17 protein-coding genes are annotated in these 15,825 nt (G+C 39.5%); 11 read left to right on the forward strand and 6 right to left on the reverse strand.

Going from position 1 to position 15,825, the window contains the following annotated elements; translation table 11 throughout:
• Positions 1-182 precede the first annotated feature (182 nt).
• The 9 genes from BW721_RS10355 to BW721_RS10395 all read left to right on the forward strand — a co-directional run bounded on the left by BW721_RS10355 (position 183) and on the right by BW721_RS10395 (position 6,538).
• The gene (locus BW721_RS10355) at positions 183-698 is read left to right on the forward strand and encodes a hypothetical protein (RefSeq protein ID WP_076768390.1); all 516 of its coding nucleotides are present in this window, start codon (positions 183-185) and stop codon (positions 696-698) included.
• Between the two features lie 97 nt (positions 699-795).
• Positions 796-2,304 carry a DUF1846 domain-containing protein gene (locus BW721_RS10360; RefSeq protein WP_076768391.1) on the forward strand — a complete coding sequence of 503 codons (1,509 nt, stop codon included), beginning with the start codon at positions 796-798 and terminating at the stop codon, positions 2,302-2,304.
• Positions 2,305-2,371: 67 nt separating this feature from the next.
• The gene (locus BW721_RS10365; RefSeq protein ID WP_076768392.1) at positions 2,372-2,830 is read left to right on the forward strand and encodes a hypothetical protein; all 459 of its coding nucleotides are present in this window, start codon (positions 2,372-2,374) and stop codon (positions 2,828-2,830) included.
• A 14-nt stretch (positions 2,831-2,844) separates the two neighbouring features.
• Positions 2,845-3,591: a DNA/RNA non-specific endonuclease gene (locus tag BW721_RS10370; RefSeq protein ID WP_076768393.1), complete on the forward strand. Its 747-nt coding sequence runs from the start codon at positions 2,845-2,847 to the stop codon at positions 3,589-3,591.
• 78 nt (positions 3,592-3,669) lie between these two features.
• A complete protein-coding gene (locus tag BW721_RS10375) occupies positions 3,670-3,990 on the forward strand; it encodes a hypothetical protein (RefSeq protein WP_076768394.1) in 321 nt (106 codons plus the stop codon).
• 12 nt (positions 3,991-4,002) lie between these two features.
• Positions 4,003-4,899 (forward strand): VOC family protein, encoded by an 897-nt coding sequence (locus BW721_RS10380; RefSeq protein WP_076768395.1) that lies wholly within the window; start codon positions 4,003-4,005, stop codon positions 4,897-4,899.
• A gap of 195 nt (positions 4,900-5,094) precedes the next feature.
• On the forward strand, positions 5,095-5,328 hold the full coding sequence (locus BW721_RS10385) for an AbrB/MazE/SpoVT family DNA-binding domain-containing protein (protein WP_076768396.1): 234 nt from the start codon (positions 5,095-5,097) through the stop codon (positions 5,326-5,328).
• A gap of 108 nt (positions 5,329-5,436) precedes the next feature.
• A complete protein-coding gene (locus tag BW721_RS10390) occupies positions 5,437-5,868 on the forward strand; it encodes a hypothetical protein (protein WP_076768397.1) in 432 nt (143 codons plus the stop codon).
• Between the two features lie 97 nt (positions 5,869-5,965).
• Entirely contained in the window at positions 5,966-6,538 is a 573-nt protein-coding gene (locus BW721_RS10395) for an NUDIX hydrolase (RefSeq protein ID WP_076768398.1), read from the forward strand.
• Here BW721_RS10395 and BW721_RS10400 read toward each other — a convergent pair.
• The 4 genes from BW721_RS10400 to BW721_RS10415 all read right to left on the reverse strand — a co-directional run bounded on the left by BW721_RS10400 (position 6,518) and on the right by BW721_RS10415 (position 10,897).
• Positions 6,518-7,705, reverse strand: a complete 1,188-nt coding sequence (locus BW721_RS10400) for a MalY/PatB family protein (RefSeq protein ID WP_076768399.1) — start codon at positions 7,703-7,705, stop codon at positions 6,518-6,520. The two genes, BW721_RS10395 and BW721_RS10400, sit on opposite strands and share 21 nt — an antisense overlap.
• 342 nt (positions 7,706-8,047) lie before the next feature.
• Positions 8,048-9,232, reverse strand: coding sequence for an IS256 family transposase (locus BW721_RS10405; RefSeq protein WP_076767262.1), 1,185 nt, complete (start codon positions 9,230-9,232; stop codon positions 8,048-8,050).
• A 213-nt stretch (positions 9,233-9,445) separates the two neighbouring features.
• Positions 9,446-10,663: a DUF438 domain-containing protein gene (locus BW721_RS10410; RefSeq protein ID WP_076768400.1), complete on the reverse strand. Its 1,218-nt coding sequence runs from the start codon at positions 10,661-10,663 to the stop codon at positions 9,446-9,448.
• Positions 10,664-10,897 (reverse strand): DUF1858 domain-containing protein, encoded by a 234-nt coding sequence (locus BW721_RS10415; protein ID WP_076768401.1) that lies wholly within the window; start codon positions 10,895-10,897, stop codon positions 10,664-10,666.
• 170 nt (positions 10,898-11,067) lie between these two features.
• Between BW721_RS10415 and BW721_RS10420 the strand changes: the two genes are divergently transcribed.
• Positions 11,068-11,757, forward strand: coding sequence for a C39 family peptidase (locus BW721_RS10420; RefSeq protein ID WP_076768402.1), 690 nt, complete (start codon positions 11,068-11,070; stop codon positions 11,755-11,757).
• Here the strand turns inward: BW721_RS10420 and BW721_RS10425 are convergent.
• Positions 11,732-12,379: a phosphoribosyltransferase gene (locus BW721_RS10425; protein ID WP_076768403.1), complete on the reverse strand. Its 648-nt coding sequence runs from the start codon at positions 12,377-12,379 to the stop codon at positions 11,732-11,734. The two genes, BW721_RS10420 and BW721_RS10425, sit on opposite strands and share 26 nt — an antisense overlap.
• Positions 12,380-12,621: 242 nt before the next feature.
• Here BW721_RS10425 and BW721_RS10430 point away from each other — a divergent pair, with 242 nt between their 5' ends.
• Positions 12,622-15,066, forward strand: a complete 2,445-nt coding sequence (locus tag BW721_RS10430; RefSeq protein WP_076768404.1) for an AAA family ATPase — start codon at positions 12,622-12,624, stop codon at positions 15,064-15,066.
• A gap of 91 nt (positions 15,067-15,157) precedes the next feature.
• Here BW721_RS10430 and BW721_RS10435 read toward each other — a convergent pair whose 3' ends face one another.
• Positions 15,158-15,793 (reverse strand): HI_0552 family protein, encoded by a 636-nt coding sequence (locus tag BW721_RS10435; protein WP_076768405.1) that lies wholly within the window; start codon positions 15,791-15,793, stop codon positions 15,158-15,160.
• Positions 15,794-15,825 lie beyond the last annotated feature (32 nt).

Below are 15,825 nucleotides of genomic sequence, written 5' to 3' on the forward strand. Positions count from 1 at the left end.
GTGTAAGATACAGCGCCTTTTTTTTAGTTGTATCGACAGAGGTGGTCGAGGTGGTTGCAATTGTCCAGCAGAAACAGCATCTTTCCGCAAAATGGGTTGTTTTTTTCTGACTTTCATTTCCATTTTTCGTTAACTTATGCCAAACTAGATAAGACGAGAATGACAGGAAAGAAGTGACAGAGATGAAAGCACAACGGTTGTTTTTGATGCCTAGTGAGCAGGATGAAAAGCGCTGGGTAGCTGAAATTACAGGTGAAGATAAGGTCTTTCGAGTGAAACGTGATTTTCAACCGGAAATCAGCGAGGGACAGTGGGATATTTATGATGGCTGGTATCAAATTCATGGTACTGCTAATGGCGTTAGTCCATTTACTAAGGAGTATGTCCATGTAAAAGAGGGCAGGATGCTGCGTCATTTGCCTTTCTCCTATGTGTTGGGGCATTTGGAAGAGATTAAGACAGCTCAGCCACAGCGGATGGAACGGATGCGCAAACAAATTTATGCGATTTTAAATGAGATTAAGCTAGCTGTTCCTTATGAGCCAGTGGAAGAAGCGATTGAACGCCAAAAGGAAGATTGCGATATGTGTGATGAGCCGGAACAGTTGTTAGGCGCGCTATCGACCTTATTGAAACGAAAAGAAGCGATGATTAAGGAGTATCAAAAAACATTTGAAAATTGGCAGCAAGACTGGTAATAAAAAAAGAGGGTGCTAACGTTGCAATCGGCTAGATTATCTTTATAATTAATAGAGTTGAACAGTAGCAGAGCAGAATGAAAAGTGGGGGTTTGGTATGAGTAAAATAGGCTTTGATTCCAAGAAATATATTGAAGAGCAGTCGCGTTATATTTTAGAACGCGTCAATCATTACGACAAATTGTATTTAGAATTTGGCGGCAAATTAATCGGAGACAAACATGCCAAGAGAGTCCTTCCAGGTTTTGATGAAGATGCTAAAATTAAGTTATTACAGCGGTTAAAAGACCAAGCTGAAATCGTGATTTGTGTGTACGCCGGCGATATTGAACGTAATAAGATTCGCGGCGATTACGGTATTACTTACGATATGGATGTTTTTCGTTTGATTGATGAATTTAGAGAGTTCGGCTTGCAAGTCAATAGCGTTGTGATTACACGCTACCACGGTCAGCCATCAACCAAGTTATTCATGAACAAACTGACAAAACGCGATATTAAAGTATATACCCACAACAGTATCGAGGGTTATCCATCAAATATCGACTTGATTACAAGTGAAGAAGGATTCGGCCAAAACGACTATATTGAAACCACAAAACCAATTGTTGTCGTGACGTCACCAGGTGGCGGTAGCGGGAAATTAGCAACCTGTCTAAACCAGTTGTACCATGAAAATCAACTCGGTCGTAAAGCAGGTTACTCTAAATTTGAGACGTTCCCAGTTTGGAATATCCCATTGAAACACCCCCTAAACGTTGCTTATGAAGCAGCGACCGTAGACCTAAAAGATGTGAATATGATTGACAACTTCCATTACGACAAATACAACAAGATTGCGGTTAATTATAATCGCGACATCGAAACGTTTCCGATTATCAAACGGATTATCGAGCGTATCACAGGTGAAGAATCCATTTACCAATCACCGACTGATATGGGCGTGAACCGTGTTGGCTTTGGAATTACAGATGACGCTGTCGTTCAAGAGGCTTCTAAACAAGAAATTATTCGTCGTAGTTTTGCAACAGACTGTGACTATAAAAAAGGTTTAATCGGTGAAGATATTATGTACCGTATGAAGATGTTGTTGGAAGATGTGGGCGTGCAACAAGAAGACCGTCCGCCTGTTCTACCAGCTCGTCGTTATGCAGAAAAGTTACGTGCTCAGACCGAAACCAATGATGCGAAATCAGTGATGGCCTTTGAATTAAGAGATGGTCGCATTGTAACAGGACGTACCTCTAATTTAATGGATTCTTCTTCTGCGGCTATTTTGAACGCTATTAAAGTATTAGCCAATGTTGCTGACGAGATTCCGTTATTGTCATTGACTATTTTAGAAACCATACAAAGAACTAAAGCAGATGTTTTACATAATCGTATGCCTGTTTTGAACGCCAACGAAATTTTAATTGCTTTAGCGATTAGTGCGGTGACTAACCCAACTGCCCAATTGTGCTATAATAAATTATCTGAATTATCGGGTGTTCAAGCCCATTCAACGGTGATGTTGAAAAAAGATGACGAACAAATTTTAAGAAATCTTGGTTTGAATATTACCAGCGATCCAGTTTATTCATCAGAAAACCTATATTATATTTAAGCATGAAAAATTAATCGGACTGCCGACGCTGCAATCCGATTATTTTTCGTAAAGAGGAGGGTAACAAATGTTATCATTTGAGGAAAAAAAACGTATTTTTGATAGCTATTCAGAATTAGAAAGCCAAGCAATTTCCATGAACCGCTTAAACTATCACTTTAAAGGTAGTGCAGTAGCTAAAACCGTATTGGTTCGCTTCTTACATCCGAACGGTAATGCCTTTATTTATGCCGGCTATCTACCAAAAGAAGAAACTAAAAAAGGTTATATTTCTGTTTTAGAGGAAGATGAAGAAACGATTCGCGGTCTAGTAGACGAGGCTATCAGCTTTTTAAAGAAAACAGAACTAGGTTATGAAGATGGCTATTCAGAATTGTGGTTTAGTCAAAGTGGTGACGTATTGCGCCTACAATTTGAAAATCCAGTATGGTCGGTTTTATTACCAAGCAATCAAGTAGAAGGGATTTTTAAAACAAAAGAACAAGCTGAATCCTATCTGCATGATGAAGGATTCCAGAAAGGATAGTTGAAGACAAAAAGATGGCAACAAGAGGAAGAAAGAAAAAAGATGAATTAGATGTTAGTTTAAAAGTTGTAAATGGTATTTTAGCCGCTGCAGCGGTCTTATTTATATTAATGACCCAGCCACTACCGGTAATTCAAGGGTGGATAGAGGATTTATTTTTAACAGAAACGGTACCCGCATCTGAACTTACTTATTTAGAATACGATGGCGTCAATCAAGTGATTGAAGTGAACGGCAACAAGCCGACTTTTGACGCAGATGAACTGTCGCTTGATGATGGGAGCTGGCAGTCATTTAGCGAGCTAGACCGCTTAAACCGTGTGGGCGCTGCCCACGCCATGTTGGGAACTGATTTATTCCCGCTTGAAGAACGCGAGCCATTATACATCGATCCAACCGGCTGGAAACAGAAAAAATTAGATAACGGCCAATGGTTATATAACCGTAGTCATTTGATTGGCTTTCAATTAACGGGTGAGAATAATAATATTCGTAACTTGATGACAGGGACTAGAAGTTTGAATAACCCCCATATGCTACGTTTTGAAAATGATATTGATTATTACTTAGAACAAACGAATAATCATGTGCGCTATTTAGTTGAACCGATATTTAGAGATGATGAATTGGTCGCTAGAGGCGTTCATATGATGGCTCAATCGGTTGAAGATGAAGGGTTAAGCTTTAATGTGTATATCTTTAATATTCAAGATGGCTACGAAATCAATTATCAAGACGGCAGTAGTCGTAAGAGTAAGTAATAAAAAGAAGACAGTAAGCAAGTGAGAGTGGTAAAATAAAGCCAATTAAACTTGCAAACGTTAATTGGAGGACTCACGATGAAATTAACCTTTCTGCCAAAAACAAAGTTGGGTAAGCTTTCAAATTGGGCAATGGTCTATTTTTTACTTTCCTTTGGTTTTGTCGCTGTTATTCGCAGTATTTGGGGTGGCCCAGATGTCACCCAAACGATTTTGAATTGGCTATTACTGCTCGTTCTTTTTTCAGCAGGTGTCGCTGCTTTTATTAGTCTGTTTGGTAACTTAGTGGCGATTGTTTGGCGAGAAGATCGTTCGATTATTGGTATTATTATCTTTATTTTGTCTGTTCCCTTATGTGCACTTGTGGCAAGTTTCTTGTTAGGTAGCTATATGATATAGGAGGGAATCCTCATGCAAAAATTGGTTCCAAATTTGTGGTACGATACGCAAGCTCTTGAAGCAGCCCAATTTTATACGAGTTTGTTTGATGATTCTCGTATTAATTGGATGACAATCGTTGAAGATACGCCATCTGGTGATTCAGAGCAGCTGTCTTTTACACTAGCTGGGCTTGAATTTTTCGCCATATCGGCAGGCCCTTACTTTACCTTTAATCCAGCCATTTCACTGACGGTTCGCTGTAGCCAAAAGGAAGAAGTTGACCGCTTGTTTGAACAGTTGTCCGAAGGCGGACAGGTTATGATGGAGCTTGGCAGCTATCCCTTTAGCGACCGCTATGTGTGGCTGTCTGACCGATTCGGTTTATCGTGGCAGTTGCTGTATACAGAAGAAAAATTTGACCAAAAAATTGTGCCATCGCTGATGTTCGTAGGCGACCAACATGGCCGTGCAGAAGCAGCTCTTAAGACCTATACTGCTCTTTTTCCAGATAGCCATATCCATAAAATGGATTTTTATGATGAAGGGATGGGCGAAGAGTTTGAAGGAGCGCTGGCTCTGTCTTCTTTTGAACTAGCAGGTGTCGAGCTAACAGCCATGGATGGCGGAAAAACTATGCATGATTTTCAGTTCAATGAAGCCATTTCGTTTATGGTTTACTGTGAGGATCAGCAAGAACTTGATTATTACTGGAACAGCCTATCTGCGGTTCCAGAAGCCGAAGAATGCGGTTGGTTGAAAGATCAATACGGCGTGTCTTGGCAAATCGTGCCGAGAGAATTCGACCAATTATTTTTATCTGATGACCAAGAAGCAGTGAAACATATGCTAGCCGTCTTGTTGAAAATGAAGAAAATAAGTATTGAAGAAATAAGAATGGTCTTTGATGGTGAAGGACTAGTTGAATGAACTGTTTTGTGCCATGTATGATACGTCATACATGGTTTTTTTATAGACTAGGGGATTATAAGTTCAGCCATCAATGTCTAGCTCCCAAGGCGGACTTGTCCGCTTTTCTTATTTGAATAGGCGACCCAAATATTTAATAGTTAAAGTTGATTGTAATTGTATACACCAATATACTAAGTATAAGAGGTGATGAGTATGAAAATAATTCAGAGCAGTACACAAAAATCTGGGCATAGCGTGATGACGACATTACCACCGGATGTCTTAGAGAAACTCGATATGAGCGCTGGAGATCACATTGAATATGTTATAAAAGAAAATGGTGTTGAAGTTCGTAAAGCATCTGATAGAGAAAAAGCTTTTTTAGCAACGGTTAATGCTGCGATGGACGATTACAATGCGGCACTTGAAGAGCTTATTAATCGATGATTCGTTATTTAGCTGTGATGATTAATGAAAGCTAAGTTACGCAACTACATTTACCACGTATAATAAAAACATAAAATTGACATAAATTAGTTTAAAGGAGGTTATTAAATGGATTATGACACAGACGATATTTTGTTTGAAACCATCCGTGAACAAAATAAACAATACTTGAACATTTTTGAAGCTGACTTGAAAGCAACTCATTTAAAGATGAATACTATTAGCAATCATTTGGCTACTGTTGATTTCTATATTAATACCTATCTTTTGTATTATGAACCTTTGGAAATGGCTGCTGGTTGCGGCAATGAAATTCATGGGTTTTTAGGCGACTTCTTCATACGAAAAGCTATGTGGTCAACACCTGTAACAATAAAATCAACGGCTGCAAGCATCAAGAAGTTTTATAAATCTATGCTGGAACACGGTCATGTTGATAAAGAAAGTTACTTGATTCTATGCGATGATATTAAAGAAAATATGTCAGATTGGCAAGCTGAGTGTGAGGGTTACAATAATTCCGATGATTTAGATTGGTGAGATTCTTTCGTGTAGTAATGAACGGGTATCTCCAATTTACCTAAAGAGCTAACCTTTGATGTATACTGTAAAAAACCAACTGTGAAAGAGGGATTTCATGCCATTACGTGACTTAATAACGCAATATCAAGCTTATAATCAACAAGAAATAACGGACCAAAAAGAGATGTTGGCCTATTTAGACCAGTATGACAATCTCTTAACGCGAGAAAATTCGGCTGCTCACTTTACGGTATCGGCTTGGGTAGTGAATGCAGATTGGACCAAAACGGTGATGGCTTATCATAACATCTATCAATCGTGGTCGTGGTTAGGTGGTCATGTCGATGGCGAACCAGATTTACTTCAAGTTGCTCTAAAAGAAGTCCAAGAAGAAACAGGCTTGAGCCAACTCAAACCTGTGCAAAATAGTATCTATTCGATTGAAATTTTACCTGTGCCTGCTCACGTTAAGAAGGGCCAACCGATTAAAGAACACCTGCATTTAAACATCACCTATTTAATACAAGCTGATGAAAGCGAGAAACTGAGAGTCAAAGAAGACGAAAACAGTGCCGTCGCTTGGATGCAGCTTGAAGAGGCTGTTGAAAAAAGTACAGAAGCCGAAATGAAAGTTGTTTACCAAAAACTAAATGATAAACTTGCTGAACTAAAAGCCGCGCCTCACTAAGGCAGCTTTTAGTTTTTTTAGTTGGATGTCTAGTTGTTTAGTCGGCAGCGCCACATTAATCCGCTCAAAGCCGTCACCTTCAGATCCGAATATATAACCTTCATCCGTGAAAAATTCTGCTTCTTCATGTAGAAAGTGTTCGAGCTCATCATTGGATAAACCAAGCGCTCTAAAATCAAGCCACTGCAAGTAAGTTCCTTCAGGAAGGGGTGCTTTGATCAAGGGGAATTCCTCTTTAAAGAAATCATGGACTAATTGATGGTTGGTACGAATGACTTTTAACAGCTCATCCAACCATCTTTCTGATTGGGTATAGGCGAGTTCGCATGCCTTATAACCAAAAGCATTGATGAGATCACCACGCACTAAGGCAACTTCTTTTTTAAAGCGGCTGCGAACATCAGGATCTTCAATAATAATATTAGAGAGGCCTGCGCCAGCCAAGTTAAAACTTTTAGATGGAGCGGTACAGCTAATCATCCGACTAGCTAACTGGGGATGGATGGTTGCTGTGACATGATGGTGGTGACCACTTGCCACAAAGTCATACCAAATCTCATCTGAAATCAAAAATAAATCATGTTTAATAACAATATCGGCTAGCTTTTCTAGCTCTTCTTTTGTCCACACACGACCAACTGGATTATGAGGGCTACAAAACAACAAAATCTTATTATCGCTGTGAGCAGCAGCCTTCTCAAAGGCTTCAAAGTCAATGGTGTAATAGCCATTCGTCTCGATTAAAGGCACATTGACTTCCTTGCGGTCATTATCTAGGATCGCCTCTAAAAATGGATGGTAAACGGGGCGGAAAACAATGACCCCATCGCCAACTTTTGAAAAAGCACGAATTGCCGCATAAAAAGCAGCCACAATCCCTTGCGTATGCACAATCCAATCCGCTTCAATCGTCCACTGATGGCGCTTCTGTTGCCAATCAATCACTGCTTTTTGAAAGCTCGCATAGGGAGCCGTGTAACCTAAAATACTGTCATCTAAATAAGCTTTCAGTCCCTCAATAACTTCCGGGGGATTTTTAAATTCCATATCCGCGATAGACAAAGGCACCGCGTCGGGAGAAACATCTGCCTTCCAAGCGAGCATCTGGTCCCACTTCACTGAGCCACTCCCTCTGCGATCCACCAATGATTCAAAGTCGTAAGTCATCCGCCAACACCTCCATTAATGATAGCTTTAGTGTACCATGTTAACCCCCTTTAGAAATAAAAAAAAGAGCTTCAGCTCTATAAAAGTCTCTGTATCTTACATCTAGAGCTCCAAATGTAAGATACAGCCACCGCAATAAGTCAAGTCCTAATTTATGTGTAAATTTGTAGTTACAGTTATGTTTTATTCGCATTTAAATCTTACTAACTAAAATTAGTCATATTCTTTTTATCCTGTTTCTATTTTTTGATAATTGAAGGCAACCTAAATAACCCTTCTTTTTTAGGTATCTTTCTAGGATAAGAGTGATGGTCTTGACAAGACTCCTAAGGGAGTTAGCCTTTAGGAATCTAACAGAGGAACAACACGTAAGAGTCTCCGTTTTGGCTTTTGAAATTCCTCTTGAATATCCATTAATACTGCACCAAATAATCGTGTGACTGATTCTGTATTTGGAAAAATGGAAATAACTTGTTCGCGTGAGCGTAAGTTACGATTGAGACGTTCTAGTGAGTTGGTTGATTTTAACGAGCAATGATAAGCTTCGGGTTCGTTTAGGAATTGTGTCGCATCATCAAATCCTTCCTCAAGAACACGCAGGGCGTCTGCAAAACGTTTGTCTGTACCAACGAGCTGAAATAAGGCATCTCTTCTTTCGCGTGCTAACGATAACGTGCTTGATTTAAAGATACTTTTTAAAATTTCTCGTGCTTGAACAGTATCTTTCTTCGGCATTCTAGTAACAATGTTTCTCATAAAATGAACAGCGCACCGTTGCCAAATGGCACCTGTCAATTCCTTTTGAACAGCTAAAACAAGACCTTTGTGAGCATCTGAAATGACCATTTTAGGTGTTGCTAGACCACGTTCTTTGAGTTCTGAAAAAAAGTCACGCCAGTTATGTTCAGATTCCACATCAGCTACTTTAAAGCCAACAAGTTCCCGAAACCCGTCTTCTCGAACTCCTTGAGCAATATAAACTGCCTTAGATACAATCTTTTGATTTTCTCGCACTTTAACATATAAGGCATCCGCATATAAATAAGGAAAGGCTGGTGTTAACGGTCGATGACGAAACGCTTTTATATCAGGATCAATCTTTGCGACAAGTGAGGATACCAATGATTTTGAAACACTCTCGCCAACTAGGGCTTCAACTACTTTAGTGACCTTACGAGTTGAGACACCATTAATATAGGCTTCAATTATAGTGAGAACAAGAGCCTGATCCATTCGTTTATATTTCTCGAAAACAGCTGTTGAAAACTCGCCAGATCTTGTCCTAGGGACGGTTAACGTCATTCTCCCAATGTTCGTGACAAATTCTCTTTTATAATAACCATTTCGATAATCGACACGTCCTGTAGTCCGTTCATAATGTTTCGCCTTAATATATTGGTCACGTTCGTATTCCATCGTATGATTAATCATCATGGTCAACTGACTTTTAATCAGACCTGACAAATTACTCCCCATAACTTGTTCTATTAATTCTTCCATGTTTATAGTAAAATTAATTTGAGTCATATCAATACACCCTTTCTAATGTTGTGTCGTAACTACATTATACAAGAGTATTGATAGGGCTCTTTCTTTTTACACAATTATACGGACATAACCCCGCAATAATCGTGTATCTTACATTTTGGTAGTGAAATGTAAGATACAGAGCAAAAAAAGTCGCTGTATCTTACTGGAGACAATAAAAAAAGCACCCAGCTAGTGGGTGCGCGTTCGTACTTAATCAAATGATCGTCTTTCGTCATCAATATCAACAATATGCTCGATGTCTTGCACATATTCGTAGGCTCCCATATAGGTGCCATCTTCATCACGAAGGGCTTTATAAGTCACCATCACGAAATTGCCGCGTGCACGGAACCAAAGTGTTTCAGAATCTTTGATGCCTGCTTTAAAGTCAGCAATCAGTTGACGAACCATGGGCTGGCTCTTTGGTGGGTGGCAGTTATAAACTTCACGCCCTAAGGCATTTTTAGTGCGTGGGAATAATTTTTTGCCAGGCCCATTATTAAAGTATTTTACTTTATCATTGGCATCAACAAAGGTTAATTCAAGCGGCTGTTCGTTTAGAATTTTTTCTAATTCTTTCATGGTTAAATAACCAGTCTCGAATTGGATATTACCGTCTTTGTCAGTTGGAATACCATTTGTTTGGAATTGATGGCGCTCGGGCTGCCATTTTGCTTCGGGTTGAATCATGCAGTAGCCAATTTCTTCTGATTCAGCAGCGATAGACAACCAGTCATCTTCATTGAAGAAGGGCATAATCATCGGTAACATGATTTCTTCTTCTTTGACAATCATCTCTTCGATTTCGTATTTCATTTTATCAAAAGCTTCGACTGCTTGGTCTAGTTGGTCTGTTTCGATTATGAGACGGAAATCCTTAATAAATTGACGAATCTCGTCATCGACTCCCCACATCACTTTTGGTGGTGCAGTTAGGCCGTAGCGTTCCATAATAGGAAAGAAGGAGTTTTCCTTGCGGCTATAGTGGTTGTCGATTTCCCACAGGATGTCGAGTTGCAATAGTAAACCATGCTTTAAGTCGGCAGCTTGTTCTTCTAAGTAAACAACTAATAGCTTTTCAAGACGATCAAGTGCGGTCTCGATAGCAAGATTTTCTTCCTTAATCACACGAATTGGGTGGCCAGGTTTGTCTTGTTCTTCGCTAAATTCATAGACTGATTCAATCGAACCATTAAACAAAGAAGCGTGGACATTACAGAGCAACATAATCTCTTCAGCTTGAATACCTTGGCTCATTAAACGACGTTCCATAACGGAGATTTCAAAGGCACTCACTTGTTCGAAGTGTTCTTTAAATTCAGCTTTAATGTGTTCTTCGTCTTCTCCAGCATGGAGCCGCAAAATTAAGTCTTTTAAAATGACTTGGCGTGCTTCAAACTCTTTTGAACGTTCACTTTGTAGTTTCAATTAAAGTTCAGACTCCTTTACTGTAAAACCATGCTCTGCTAATTTTTGCGCAACAGTCTCATAACTTAAACCGAATTGCTTAGCTGCACGACCTAATGTCATCATTCTGCCAGCTGTTTGAAGCATTTTATCATCGCGTAAAGGTGCAAACCCAAGGCTGATAATAACTTCACGAATTTCAGGAAATTTAGAAACTGTCTCAAATACGGTATCTTTAAGGCTAATCTCTTTCATTGTTCATTCCTCACTTTGTTCATCTATATTAATGTATGATTATTCACATAATTGCTTTTATCATAAAGAAAAGAAAGTGAGTTTGCAAGGAGATTTAGGGGGAGTTACAAAAATAGCTGAGTCGTGTTAAAATAATGGACAAAGACTAAATAAGTTAAAGAGGATAAATGATGAAAAACTATTTTAGAGCCGTGTTCTTGTTGTTATTTTTAGCAATGGGATCTACTTATTACCATGAGCAAAAAGAAAGTCAGCCAGTCGTTTCTGTTATTAAAAATAGTAAAGGTGAGCCAACCATTAGTCGTATTGATGTCATTCCAAGTCGAGATGAACAAGCTACATCTGTCGATTTAGTGCGGACGAGTGATGTGCCTTTATTTTTACAAACAGCAAATGAATGGAAAGATATTTCGTACGGCAGTGACGGTGATAGAAATATAGCTGAAAATGGTTGTGCTATTGTCACGTTAGCGATGGTAGGCAATTATTATGGCCTAGAATCCACACCCTCAACGATTAAAGATTGGGCGCAAGAAGACTATTATGTTGAAGGTGCGGGAACCAGCTGGGAAATTTTCGGTGACTTTGCCCTAGAACATGACCTTGAATTCTTGAATCTCGGTAATGATATAGAATGGGCCAAGGAAGAATTAGCAGAAGGGCACTTAGTCGTGGTGTCTGTTGATGTCAGCCAGTTTACAGAAGTCGGCCACATTATGTTGCTAACAGGAGTTAAAGATAATCAATTCAGTTTAAACGATCCGAATGATGATGAAGAAACAAAGTTCCATAATTATAATTGGCACGATAGTGACATCATTGAAGGTGCTGCTATTAACTATTGGTCGTACTCGCTCTAAATTGTAAACTAGTAATAACATCATCATCGCTGAGCTGGTTAAACTGCTCATAATAAGCACTGACAGCCCCTAAGTAATGGCGTGTGCGTTCCACAGTAACCACCTCTTGAATTGCTTGCTCCAATTTTTGAGCCATGAATTCAGGGATGACAGGAATAGCCACGACAATTGCTTTTGGGTTTTTCTTTTTAATATCATCAATGGCCGCTAGCATGGTGTAGCCAGTAGCGATGCCATCATCAACGAGAATAGCGGTTTTGCCAATTAAAGACGGATGATCGTCCTGCTTTTTATATTTAAGCCGCCTTCTTTTAATTTCATTTTTTAGCTTGGCTTCTTCATACATCAGCCAGTCATCATCTACTTTCATAATTTCAGAAGGATTATAAATGGCTTTGCCATTTTCAGAGATTGCTCCAATGGCATATTCGGTGTTAAAAGGATGACCAATTTTGTGAGTGATGAGAAGTTCTAAAGGGGCAGAAAGATAATGGGCAATTTCATTCGCAATTGGCAAACCACCTCGTGGTAAGGCATAAACAACAACATCTTGATGCTGATAGTGAGATAGCTTAGTTGCTAACTGGCTACCCGCGTCCTGTCGATCATGAAAAAGAGCCATAAGACAACACCCTTTCTGTTTTTTTTGAATGCGTTTTCTACCCTTATCATACCACGAAAGATGAAAAAGAGCACTCTGAGAAAGAGTCAGTAAGACTATAACAGTATTCAAAACAGATTAAAAAAATAAAAAAATAAGTAATAGAAGCAAATAAAAGGAATCGTAGTCGGTAAATATGGTAATATATAGATTGATCATTATGACAGAAAATATAAAGTAAGAAACAGGAAGGAGGCATAAGCATGGAGAAAATTGTACCTGAGGAAACCGTTAATCATATTGAAGAAGATGAGTCTAGCAAGATGACCCTTCAGCAGTTAGAAGATCGATTGCGTGGTATGGAGTATAATATTAAACATAATATGGCATTGAGCAGTGGACCTGTTTTACGAGAAGCTTATCAACAATACCCATACCATCCACAGGTAAATTATTTGATGGGGCTTAGTTATTATCGTAAGCACGACTACCACAAAGCCTTTGCTTATGTTCAAAAAGCAGTTGAAACCAATCCTGAAGCAGATGCTTATTTAGTTCTGTTAGCGCAACTTTATTTAAAAAAGAATTTTACAGAAGAAGCCAATCAATATGCGAAACGTGCTTATGAACTCAACCAACGCAATTGGGAAGCAGCTCGTATTTTGTCGCAGCTTGCATTCGAAAGAAATCAATTAGACCAAGCGTTAGACTTGTTGGCTGTTGTTTTAGAACGCCAGCCGAAACATTATGCTTCTTACCGTCTTCGGACTAAGATTTATTTACAACAGGAAAAACCATTAGAGGATATTTTGCAGTCGATTGATGAGTCAGAAAAGCATGGGTACGACGATGATATAGAATATGACCGTGTTTATGCTCATTATATTCATGGTGATTTTGAAGAGTGTCGAACGATTTTTGAAAATTTAAAACGGACCCGCCCACTGTCACATAGTACGGCTAGGGTAGAGTCATTAATTGACAGCATGCAGCCTAAACGTAGTAAGCGTGCGGGGATGACTAATCCATTCGGACTAGAGCCAGCCCAACCTTACAAAAAAACGCGTCCAGTTCTTGAAGATGCTTTAGATGAATTGAATCAGTTAGTAGGACTGGATGAAGTAAAAGAAACCATTAATCGGATTGTTAAGTTGATGGAATATGACAAGCGCCGTGCTTATATGTTATCGATTGAAAAGAGTGAACAGCCTAGCTACCACTTTGCTTTTTCTGGAAATCCAGGAACAGGAAAGACAACAGTCGCTCGAATTTTAGGAGACATTTTCCATTCTCTTGGGATTTTGGAAAAAGGTCAATTGATTGAAGTAGATCGTTCTGATTTAGTAGGTGGCTATATGGGACAAACTGCTCAAAAAACGCGCGAAATGATTGAAGCGGCTAAGGGCGGTGTTCTCTTTATTGACGAAGCGTATTCTCTTTCACCAGCAAATGGTGACCACGGTGATTATGGATCGGAAGCCATTGAAGTTTTGATTAAGGCAATGGAAGACTATCGGAATGACTTTATCGTAATTTTAGCTGGCTATGATGCGGGGATGAAGGACTTGTTGAAGTCTAATCCGGGATTGTCTAGCCGAATTAATATGCAGATTAATTTTGATGATTTTTCTGACCGAGAGTTGTTGGAAATCGCTACAGATCAAGCTAGATCTAACCACTACACGCTGACAGAAGAAGCAGAAAAAGCCTTCTTAGTTAAAATAAACCAAGAAAAGGTTCTCCCTCAATTTGCAAATGCGCGAGTGGTTCGTAATGTGATGGAGTCAGCTATGCGTGAACGAGCTTATCGTTTGAGTGAGCAGAAACTGACTGAGGAAGACTTAGTGATTTTAGAGCCACTTGACTTTGGGATTAATCCAGATCAGCTTTTCGGTGATGATATGAAAGATTTAATGGAGGAGCTGCAGAGTTTAGTTGGATTGGCTGATGTCAAAGAGCAAGTTCGTTCGATTATCAACTACGTTCGAGCTGAAAAACGCCGTGAAGAAATGGGGTATGGAACGAACGACTTGGCTCTCCATATGGTCTTTACTGGTCGACCAGGAACCGGGAAAACAACGATCGCCCGATTAATTAGTCAAATTCTAAAATCCATTGGCGTATTGAAGCGCGGTCATATGATTGAGGTAACACGCGATGATTTAGTTGGCCAATATATCGGTCAGACCGGCCCTAAAACACTGGAGAAAATTAAAGAAGCTTACGGTGGTGTTCTATTTATTGATGAAGCATATGCGCTTTATTCCGGTTCTGAAAATGACTTCGGTTATGAGGCAATCAGTACTTTGATTAAAGAGATGGAAGACAACCGTGATAAGTTAGTTGTGATAATGGCAGGCTATTCGCATGAGATGGCCCAAATGCTGAATATGAATTCTGGTATTCGCAGCCGTGTTTCCTATACGATTGATTTCCCCGACTACGACAGTAAAGAATTGACGGCGATTTTTGAAACAGGCGCTCACCAACAAGGTTTTGTGTTAACGGATGATGCGAAAGACACTGTTCAAGCTGTTTTTGAAAAAGAGTTCCAAAAACGAGATAGCCACTTCGGAAATGCTCGCTTTGCCAGAAGTTTATTTGAAAAAACAAAGCTGCAACAAAGTAATCGCTTGGCTCTTGATGACGAAGCTGATTTATTTGTTATTGTTGCTGAAGATATTGAAAAAGCATCATTATTGAAATAGGCTCCAGAAGGGTTTTATTACCTTTTGGAGCCTATTTATGTTGACTGACAGTTATTATTGAGCTCACTCGACAGTCTTGGCCATCAATCACTTATTTTGTCGCCAAATAATAAGGGCTGAGCAGACGGAAGCCTTCTAAAATAGCTGTTACGAGAGACTCTTGATTGGAATAGGATGCTATCTTTGGAATATCAATCTTGACTAAGACCTTACGTACCGTTTTATTGTCAACGGCTTCTTGTAAAAAGAGACGGTTTTCTTCAGTCGCCTCGTAGCGGCTGCTGACACCATTCGACTGAGCGAAATAGTAGAGTGGTGCTTGAATCGGCACAGCTAATACTTGATTTTGTCGGACGATGGTTTCTGGAACGACGCCTCTTTCAATAAAACTAACTTCTACTGAAATCCCCAAGCCATCATCTAACGTGATAAGGCGAATAGCGAAATGCGGATCGTGTTTACTTTCCTCTTCCCTTTTAAAGTAGCACCAAAAATGAGGCCGCCCAATTTGAGCCTGATTCATCCAGCCACTCACTTTCTGCATATGAAAATCTTGAAGGGACTGATCAACTGATTGGGCTAATTCGGTGAAAGCTTGACGAGCAGTCTGTCCGTCTTTTTTAAATGTTTCCATGATGTCTTTTTCTTCGCCTGCCTTTGCTGGCGCGATATATTTTTGACCGTGATAATTTAAAAAATGCTCGAGAGCGGCAATTTGAAATGCCATTTACACTCAACTCCTTTTTCTTATTATAGGAG

The organism is Jeotgalibaca sp. PTS2502, assembly GCF_001975685.1.
GTDB lineage: Bacteria > Bacillota > Bacilli > Lactobacillales > Aerococcaceae > Jeotgalibaca > Jeotgalibaca arthritidis.

Coding starts and splice junctions, on each gene's coding strand:
- BW721_RS10355 (WP_076768390.1), top strand. CDS start 183: ATGAAAGCACAACGGTTGTTTTTGATGCCTAGTGAGCAGGATGAAAAG.
- BW721_RS10360 (WP_076768391.1), top strand. CDS start 796: ATGAGTAAAATAGGCTTTGATTCCAAGAAATATATTGAAGAGCAGTCG.
- BW721_RS10365 (WP_076768392.1), top strand. CDS start 2,372: ATGTTATCATTTGAGGAAAAAAAACGTATTTTTGATAGCTATTCAGAA.
- BW721_RS10370 (WP_076768393.1), top strand. CDS start 2,845: ATGGCAACAAGAGGAAGAAAGAAAAAAGATGAATTAGATGTTAGTTTA.
- BW721_RS10375 (WP_076768394.1), top strand. CDS start 3,670: ATGAAATTAACCTTTCTGCCAAAAACAAAGTTGGGTAAGCTTTCAAAT.
- BW721_RS10380 (WP_076768395.1), top strand. CDS start 4,003: ATGCAAAAATTGGTTCCAAATTTGTGGTACGATACGCAAGCTCTTGAA.
- BW721_RS10385 (WP_076768396.1), top strand. CDS start 5,095: ATGAAAATAATTCAGAGCAGTACACAAAAATCTGGGCATAGCGTGATG.
- BW721_RS10390 (WP_076768397.1), top strand. CDS start 5,437: ATGGATTATGACACAGACGATATTTTGTTTGAAACCATCCGTGAACAA.
- BW721_RS10395 (WP_076768398.1), top strand. CDS start 5,966: ATGCCATTACGTGACTTAATAACGCAATATCAAGCTTATAATCAACAA.
- BW721_RS10400 (WP_076768399.1), bottom strand. CDS start 7,705: ATGACTTACGACTTTGAATCATTGGTGGATCGCAGAGGGAGTGGCTCA.
- BW721_RS10405 (WP_076767262.1), bottom strand. CDS start 9,232: ATGACTCAAATTAATTTTACTATAAACATGGAAGAATTAATAGAACAA.
- BW721_RS10415 (WP_076768401.1), bottom strand. CDS start 10,897: ATGAAAGAGATTAGCCTTAAAGATACCGTATTTGAGACAGTTTCTAAA.
- BW721_RS10420 (WP_076768402.1), top strand. CDS start 11,068: ATGAAAAACTATTTTAGAGCCGTGTTCTTGTTGTTATTTTTAGCAATG.
- BW721_RS10425 (WP_076768403.1), bottom strand. CDS start 12,379: ATGGCTCTTTTTCATGATCGACAGGACGCGGGTAGCCAGTTAGCAACT.
- BW721_RS10430 (WP_076768404.1), top strand. CDS start 12,622: ATGGAGAAAATTGTACCTGAGGAAACCGTTAATCATATTGAAGAAGAT.
- BW721_RS10435 (WP_076768405.1), bottom strand. CDS start 15,793: ATGGCATTTCAAATTGCCGCTCTCGAGCATTTTTTAAATTATCACGGT.